Source organism: Chrysiogenia bacterium, from assembly GCA_020434085.1.
In the GTDB taxonomy this organism is placed as follows: Bacteria; JAGRBM01; JAGRBM01; order JAGRBM01; family JAGRBM01; genus JAGRBM01.
Genome location: JAGRBM010000120.1, coordinates 1 through 2,940, shown reverse-complemented (window position 1 = coordinate 2,940; position 2,940 = coordinate 1). Strand labels below are relative to the sequence as shown.

General features: G+C 64.7%; 3 protein-coding genes. All 3 read right to left on the bottom strand.

Annotated features, from left to right (window positions below; translation table 11 throughout):
* Positions 1 to 804 (bottom strand): alcohol dehydrogenase catalytic domain-containing protein (locus KDH09_03970; protein ID MCB0218826.1); only part of this gene is annotated, 804 nt, incomplete at its 3' end.
* Between the two features lie 12 nt (positions 805 to 816).
* Positions 817 to 2,022 (bottom strand): acyl-CoA dehydrogenase family protein, encoded by a 1,206-nt coding sequence (locus tag KDH09_03965; protein ID MCB0218825.1) that lies wholly within the window; start codon positions 2,020 to 2,022, stop codon positions 817 to 819.
* Positions 2,022 to 2,940, bottom strand: a 919-nt coding sequence (locus KDH09_03960) for an acyl-CoA dehydrogenase family protein (protein ID MCB0218824.1), incomplete at its 5' end; no start/stop codon positions are given. The genes KDH09_03965 and KDH09_03960, both read right to left, overlap by 1 nt.

The following is a 2,940-nucleotide window of genomic DNA, read 5'->3' as shown; positions in this document are numbered from 1 at the left end:
CTCGGGCCGGCCAACGACTTCTACAACGAGGTCAGCGCCCCACCCCTCTGTCAGGCTCATCACCTTGCGCACACGCGCCTTGCCGTCCTCGATCTCCCGAATGTCGATGACCTCATCAGCGCCCAGCTTGCGCGCCATCTCCAGGCGGTCATCGACGCCGTCGATGACGATTACCTTGGAGGCGCCCATCTCCCGCGCGACGCAGGTCGCGTACTGTCCCAGGCCGCCGAGTCCCTGGATGACCACCGTTTCACCGAAGCGCAGGTCCGCCTGCAGCAGGCCGTAGATCACCTGCGAGAGCGCGCAGTTGAGGCCCGCTACGGCCTCGTCGGAAAGCTCATCCGGGACCTTGAGAATTTTCTGTTTGGGCGTGGCGTAGTAGTAGTCGGCAAAGCCGCCGAAGAAGTGCGGGGCCTGCGTGACCGGTCGCACGACCGACATGAGCGACATCTGGCACTCGTTCTCATGACCGCGCAGGCAGGCCAGGCAGTGGCCGCAGGAGCTGTAGTAGGAATAGACAACGCGGTCACCCTCCTTGAGCGGCTTGCCCAGCGCGTCTTTCTTCACGCCCTCACCGAGTTTGGCCACCATGCCGGTCATCTCGTGCCCGAGAATCACCGGCATCCCGCCACGCCCGATGGGCGGCGTCTCGCCGCGCCACATGTGCAGGTCCGAGCCGCAGATGTTCGACATGCTCAGCTTGATGAGCGTGTGCCCCGGCTTTGGATCTGCAACCTCGTACTCGCGGATCTCCATGGGCTCTCCCACCTTGTCGAAGACTGCGGCGCGTCCTGTTGTTGCCATGTTCTTTCTCCTTCAACGCCCGTCATAGGAGGGCAGGTTCACCAGCCGCCGCGCGATGACCGTACGCTGGATCTGCTGCGTGCCTTCGACGATGTCCATCGCCTTGACGTCCCGGTAGAGCTTTTCGACGTAGTGATCGTTGCGAACGCCCGCATCGCCCAGGATCTCTACCGCCTTCCGGCAGGCCTCGAGGGCGACGGGCGGGCAGTAGGCCTTGGCCATGGAAGCTTCGAGCGCGTTGTGTTTCTCCGCATCAAGGAGCCACGCCCCACGCCAGGCCAGCAGGCGCCCGGTATCGAGCTTGCGCTTGATGTTCATCAGTTCTTCCTGCATCCGCCGGTAACGGGGAATCGGGCGCGATAGCTCGTAGTTGTCCTTCATGAATTTACGGGCGTAATCGAAGGCCGCTCGCCCCACGCCGATGGCCATGACGGCAACCAGCGCGCGCGAGGAATTGAACGCGGCCATGGCGCCCTTGAAGCCGGTGTTCTGTTCGTAGTAGGCCTCGCCGCCCAGCAGATTCTCGACAGGAACCCGGCACTCATCCAGCGTCAGCGCGCAGCTCTGGTATGGTTTCAGGCCCATCTTCGCCTCGGGCCGCACGATCTCGAATCCGGGTGTGCCGCGTTCCACCACGAAGGCGCGGTGCCCGGCGCGGCCGGCGTCCTTGTCGATGGTTGCAAAGATGATGGTCCAGTCGGCGCGGTCTGCATTCGAGATGAAGGTCTTCGCCCCATTGAGCACGTAATGATCACCGTCCTTGCGGCACGTGGTGGCGATGCGCGCCACGTCGCTGCCTGCGCCCGGTTCGGTCATGCCGAAACATCCCCAGCGCGGCTTCTTGTCCGCGAAGGGCCCGAGAAATCTCTCGCGTTGTTCGGGCGTGCCCATCTTGAGAATCGGCGGGCCGCCAAGTCCCGGTCCCGGGAAGGTCACCGTCACGCCGCGATCCCAGTAAGAGGCTTCCTCGGCGAAGAGCACGGCCATCCGGCCGCCGGTCTTGGGGCCGCGGCGTTCTTCCTTCTCGCTGTCCGCTTTCTCCAGCGCGAAGGGACGTACCAGTCCCATGTCGATGACATTCTGGAAGAATGGGTGATCGGGCGGAATGGCCTCGCCCTTGCGGTCGTATTCCATTCCAAGCGGGCGGAACATGCTCTCACCGATTCCGGCGAGCATCCGGAGCATTCCCTTGCTGCGCTGGTCGAGTGCGAACTCCATCACGCCCCTCCCCACCGCGGCAGACTGAACCCGACGCGCGCCGAGACATCGAAGAGCTGCGCCGTCGCGGCATCGAGCGCGCCATTGCGGCCGCCCCAGAGAAGCGAGAGCGTCCGACCCTCACGCATCCATTTTTCAACCGGGTGATCGGTGACGTAGCCATGGCCACCAAGAAGCTGCACGCCCTGCTCTCCCATTTCGAGGCCAATGTCGATGGCCTCCAGATGAGCAGCGGCCGCGGCTTCGGTGGGATCGCCCTCCTGCTGGAGCGCCCAGCAGGCGCGCCAGAGCGCCAGGCGCGCGCCGTCGATGCGGTGGGCAAGCTCGGCAATCAGAAACGCGAGACCCTGGTGGTGAGCAATTGGTCGCCCAAAGGCCACGCGCTCCTGCGTGTAGGAAATGGCGTAATCGAGTGAAGCGCCCGCGATTCCGACAAGCAGCCCGCTCGCGTAGACGCGAAGGCGTGCCAGCGTCCGGGCGAGTGCCTTGTTGTCGGCCCTGAGCGCAAGCGCGACCGGTGCATCGACGCGCATGCCGGACGCGCCCGCCGCATGAAGTGCTGCCGGCTTGGTGTGCTCGAAGCTCATGCCCTCGGTGATCACAAACGCAGCGCCGTCCTTGATGATAACAAGCACATCGAGTGATTCGGCCGGCAGCCAGGGCCATTCTCCCCGAACGCGGCCCTCACTGATTTCAAAATGATTTTCCTCGTTGTCCACAATGACCCAGCCGCGCGCGGCCGGGTTGGCAAGCAGCTTCTTCACGAGCGCACGCGCTTCGGGACCCCCGAACTCCATCAACGGATAGAGCGCCGGCCCGATCCCGTCGAGCGCGATGGCGGAGGCCGCATCGCCGCGTGCGAGCGCTTCGAGCACCAGCGCCTTGGCAAGCGGCGAGAGCCCCGCCCCGCCGACGTCT

Coding starts and splice junctions, on each gene's coding strand:
- KDH09_03965 (MCB0218825.1), bottom strand. CDS start 2,022: ATGGAGTTCGCACTCGACCAGCGCAGCAAGGGAATGCTCCGGATGCTC.